At 30.5% G+C, this 5,032-nt stretch carries 4 protein-coding genes; 2 read left to right on the top strand and 2 right to left on the bottom strand.

Annotation, left to right across the window (positions count from 1 at the left end; translation table 11 throughout):
* Positions 1-23: 23 nt before the first annotated feature.
* Positions 24-2,489 carry a bifunctional UDP-N-acetylmuramoyl-tripeptide:D-alanyl-D-alanine ligase/alanine racemase gene (locus Q0616_RS02815; RefSeq protein WP_225542073.1) on the bottom strand — a complete coding sequence of 822 codons (2,466 nt, stop codon included), beginning with the start codon at positions 2,487-2,489 and terminating at the stop codon, positions 24-26.
* On the bottom strand, positions 2,476-3,072 hold the full coding sequence (locus tag Q0616_RS02820; RefSeq protein WP_171622936.1) for a thymidine kinase: 597 nt from the start codon (positions 3,070-3,072) through the stop codon (positions 2,476-2,478). The genes Q0616_RS02815 and Q0616_RS02820 overlap by 14 nt, the downstream gene beginning before the upstream one ends.
* A gap of 147 nt (positions 3,073-3,219) precedes the next feature.
* Between Q0616_RS02820 and wecB the strand changes: the two genes are divergently transcribed.
* Both wecB and Q0616_RS02830 read left to right on the top strand, forming a co-directional pair.
* Positions 3,220-4,341 (top strand): non-hydrolyzing UDP-N-acetylglucosamine 2-epimerase, encoded by a 1,122-nt coding sequence (gene wecB / locus Q0616_RS02825; protein ID WP_286483453.1) that lies wholly within the window; start codon positions 3,220-3,222, stop codon positions 4,339-4,341.
* The coding region (locus tag Q0616_RS02830) for a glycosyltransferase family 2 protein (RefSeq protein ID WP_298774932.1) at positions 4,334-5,032 on the top strand (699 nt) is incomplete at its 3' end. The genes wecB and Q0616_RS02830, both read left to right, overlap by 8 nt.

A 5,032-nucleotide genomic window follows, 5' to 3' on the forward strand; every position in this document is an offset into this window, starting at 1 on the left:
TTTTCAGTAACTCTTTCTATGTATTATTCTTTATAATATACTCGTTTTATCCGTTGCGAAACAGAAGTCAAAACCTCGTAAGGAATTGTATCTAACCATTCGGTAACGTCCGCTAAAGTTGGAAGATTACCAAAGATTGTAACTTCATCACCTTCTTTACAAGATATGTCAGTTACATCAACCATCATCATATCCATGCAAACAGATCCTGTTATGGTAGCTAATTTTCCATGAATACCAACTTTTCCCTTTCCATAACCAAGCGAACGACGAATGCCGTCGGCATAACCTACAGGTAAAGTTGCAATTTTGGTATTTCGTTCTGCGGTAAATCGACGACCGTAACTTACAGTTTCACCTTTTTCAATTTCAGAAATTTGAGAAATAACCGTTTTAAAACGTACAACAGGTTTCAGGTATTTCTCCATAAAATCGGTATATTCCGAATAACCGTACATACCAATTCCTAAACGAACCATGTCGTATTGATGTTCGCCATAGGCAACAATTCCTGGAGAATTTAACGCATGTTTAATTGGTTTTATGTTTAAGGCTGTTGAAATAGCAGCATAACTGTTATCAAAACGATTCAATTGATATTTGACATAATCTTCTTCTTCTGGCATATCTGCTGTTGCCAAATGCGTGAAAATTGATCGAACAACAACCTGTGAATGATCTTTTAAAATTGCAATTAATTCTTCGAAATCATTTTCATGAAACCCAAGACGATTCATTCCCGTTTCCATTTTCAGATGAATTGGAAAAGATGAAGAAATCTGTTTTTCTTGTAATTTTTGAATAAATAATTTTAACACACGTAAACTATAAATTTCGGGTTCCAATTGATAATCGATTACAGTAGAATAACTACTTTGCTCTGGATTCATCACAATAATTGGTACCGTAATTCCAGCTTCGCGTAATTCTTTTCCTTCGTCAGCAATTGCGACACCAAGAAAATCAACTCCATTATTTTGTAACGTATTTGCCACTTCAAAACTACCCGTTCCGTAACTATTCGCTTTTACCATACACATCAATTTAGTGGTTGGTTTTAGCAACGAACGATATACATTTATATTTTCGATAAGATGTTGCAAATTAATTTCGAGAACAGAATCGTTGGAACGCGTTTCCAATTCGTTCGAAATTTTTTCTAATTTGAATGGACGAGCACCTTTTAATAAAATTGCTTCGTTATCGACATGTTGATGTTTGAATTGTTCCAAGAATTCTTCAGTCGAATTAAATGAACGAACATACGATTGAAACAAATTTTTGAACTGCGAAATTTTTTCACCAATCAAAACGATTTCATCAAAATGATAAGGATTCACTAAATCGGCAGCTTGTTGATATAAATCTTCGTCAGATAAATTACTTTGTAAAATATCCGTCAAAACCAGCGATTTTTTATCACGAGGTTGTTGATTAAGAACATTTAGCCCAATTTTTAATGAATTTAGATCAGAATTGAAGGTATCATTAATTAAGATAGAATGATTAATCGCTTCTTTTATTTCCAAACGCATTTCGATTGGTAATAATTGATTAAATTCTTCTTTAAATTGATTGTAATCAATGTTTAAACTGATTAATGTTGTTAAACAAATTAAACTGTTTTTAATCGAAGCATCATCAATAAAAGGAATAGAATAAGTGAATTCTTCTTGATTATGTAAAATAGAAATTTGCGTATTAGTCTGATTACTTATGATTTGCTTGATTTGCACAGTGGCAGAATCTGAATAACCATAAGAATATTTATCTATATTGCTTAAATATATGTTTTCAAGAATAGCTTGACGAACTTTTTCATTATCGATATTGAAAACTAATTTTTCTACATTCGAAAATAATTTCAGTTTTTCTTGAATCAATTCTTCTTGATTTTTGAAATTCTCTAAATGCGCTTCTCCAATTTTTGTCAATACACCAATTGTGGGCTGAATAATTTCTTCGAGATTTTGCATTTCGTTTGGCATCGAAATTCCTGCCTCAAAAATTCCCAAATCATTTTTTTCTTCCATTTGCAAAACAGAAAGCGCTGCTCCGAATTGAGAATTATAACTTTTTGGACTTCGAACAATTGAGAATTTTTTCCATAACAATTGATTCAACCATTCTTTCACAATTGTTTTTCCATTAGAACCTGTAATTCCGATGACAGGAAACTGATATTGTTGACGATGAATTTTTGCCCAATTTTGTAAAGCAAATAGAGGATTTTCAACCTCTATAAAATTTGCTTGAGGTAAATGAGTCAATGCTTTTTCGACCACAAAATTTCGAATTCCTTTTTGATAGGCATCTTGAATATATAAATGACCATCTTTTTGATTGACATGAAGTGCAAAGAAAATTCCGTGAGTTGGATTGACAATCATACGCGAATCAAAGAATATTTGATCGATGATGGCATCTCCGTTTCCAATCAAAGTACCATTGGTGATGCTCGAAATTTGATTTAGATTATACGTTTTCAACTTTTTGTTTGTTATGTTCTTCCCAAAAAGCAGCTCGGCTTAATGGTTCGTATTCTGAAGTTTCGCCTAATTCGACAAGACGATCACTGTCTATTTTTCTGTGTGAGTAATTGGCTAAATTTCCTGTACGCACGCAAATCGCATGTACTTTGGTCACATATTCGGCAGTTGCCATTAGATTAGGCATAGGACCAAATGGTCGACCTTTAAAATCCATATCCAAACCAGCCACTATCACACGTTTTCCTTCGTTCGCTAATTGATTGGCAACATCTACGATTCCTTCATCAAAGAATTGCGCTTCGTCAATTCCTACCACATCACAATCATCAGCCAATAATAAAATTGCCGAAGAATATTCGACAGGCGTTGATGTAATCGAGTTTTGATTGTGTGAAACCACTTCGCGTTCTGCATAACGTGTATCGACTGTTGGTTTGAAAATTTCGACACGTTGTTTAGCAAATTCGGCACGTTTTAGACGGCGTATAAGTTCTTCGGTTTTACCAGAAAACATTGAGCCACAGATGACTTCTATCCATCCACTTTTTTTGTTATGATTAAAGGTATTTTCGAGGAACATAGTTCAAATAATTTAGTTTAAAATGTGAGAACAAATTTACGGAATAAATTAGATGAGTTGGTTAAAAAATAAATGAAGATTAATTTAAAAGAAAATTAGTAATTTAGCGTTTTGTATTAGAAATTTACCTAAATTATTATATTAAGTATGAAAAAAATTTTATTTGTTTTTGGAACACGACCAGAAGCAATAAAAGTAGCTCCATTAATAAAGTCTTTTAAAGAAGAAGATTTTTTTGATGTAAAAATTTGTAATACTGGACAACATAAAGAAATGTTGGATCAAGTATTAGATTTTTTTGAATTGGAATGTGATTATAGATTAAATATAATGACTGAAAATCAAACTTTATATAGTATAACAGAACGAATAATTCATAATTTAAAAGAAGTATTAGAAGTTTATAATCCTGATTATGTATTTGTACATGGAGATACATCTACTACAATGGCTGCTAGTTTAGCCTCTTTTTATCATGGCTCTAAAATTTGCCATATAGAGGCAGGTTTGAGAACTTCAGACTTAAGAAATCCTTTTCCTGAGGAAGCAAATCGAAGAATTACATCTGTATTGAGTGATTATCATTTTTCTCCGACTGAATCATCTAAAAGAAATTTAATTAAAGAAAACATTGATGATAGTAAAATTTTTGTTACTGGAAATACTGTTATTGATGCTTTGTTATATGGAATAGAAAAAGTAAAATCTGATAGCTCTATTGTTGCAGATTTAAAATTAAGATTATTATCTAATAAGGAAATTGTTTTGATAACTTGTCATCGTAGAGAAAACCATGGTAATGGAATTTTGAATGTATGTAAAGCTGTAAAAGAACTTGCATTATCGAACGAAAATTATCAATTTGTTTTTCCTGTCCATTTAAATCCTAAAATCTTAAAAATTGTTCATGAAGAATTGATTAGTATTGAAAATATAGTTTTAATAGAACCATTAAACTATCCTAATTTTATTTGGCTAATGAACGAATCAAAGATTATTGTTACCGATAGTGGCGGAGTGCAAGAAGAGGCTCCAAGTTTAGGAAAACCTGTAATTGTTGTTCGTGATGAAACAGAAAGACCAGAAGCTGTAGAAGCTGGTACAGTAAAACTAGTAGGATCAAATGTAGATTTAATTGTTAAAAATGTACAAGCTTTAATAGATGATAAGAATTTATATGAAAAAATGAGTAATGCACATAATCCATATGGAGATGGAAAAGCAGTGAAGAGAATAATTGAATATATAAAGAATTTAGATAATGAATAAGATTGTAATTATCTTTCCTTGTTATAATGAAGAAGAAGTTCTTATTAAAACTAAAAATGAAATTGTTGAGAAGTTTACTAAACTTGTTTCTAAAAAAATTATTTCTTCAGATAGTAAGATTTGTTTTGTAGATGATGGAAGTAAAGACAAAACATGGGAGATAATAGAAAGCTTTAAAGAAATTAACATTATTGGAATTAAATTAGCAAGAAATGTTGGACATCAATTTACATTACTTGCAGGTCTGGAAACTCTTAAAAATAGTTTTGATGCTTATATTACAATGGATGTAGATCTTCAAGATGATATTAATTCTATTGAAGATATGATATCAGAATATACTAAAGGGAATGATATTGTTTATGGAATAAGGGAAGAAAGAATAACAGATACATTTTTTAAAAGAAAAACTGCAGAATTATTTTATTTATTCATGATGAAGTTAGGAGTGAATATTCATTATAATCATGCAGACTATAGAATAATAAATAATAAAGTATTGCTTGAATTTTTAAAATTTAATGAATCTCATCTATTCTTAAGAGGAATATTCCCTTTAATTGGATTTCAACAAAGTAAAATATATTATAAAAGAAAAGAAAGAGTATTAGGGGAGAGTAAATATCCTTTGAAAAAAATGTTGTCATTTGCTTGGGAAGGCATTACTTCTTTTTCAGATAAACCTATAAAA

The sequence above is a fragment of the uncultured Empedobacter sp. genome, from assembly GCF_937930195.1.
In the GTDB taxonomy this organism is placed as follows: domain Bacteria; phylum Bacteroidota; class Bacteroidia; order Flavobacteriales; family Weeksellaceae; genus Empedobacter; species Empedobacter stercoris.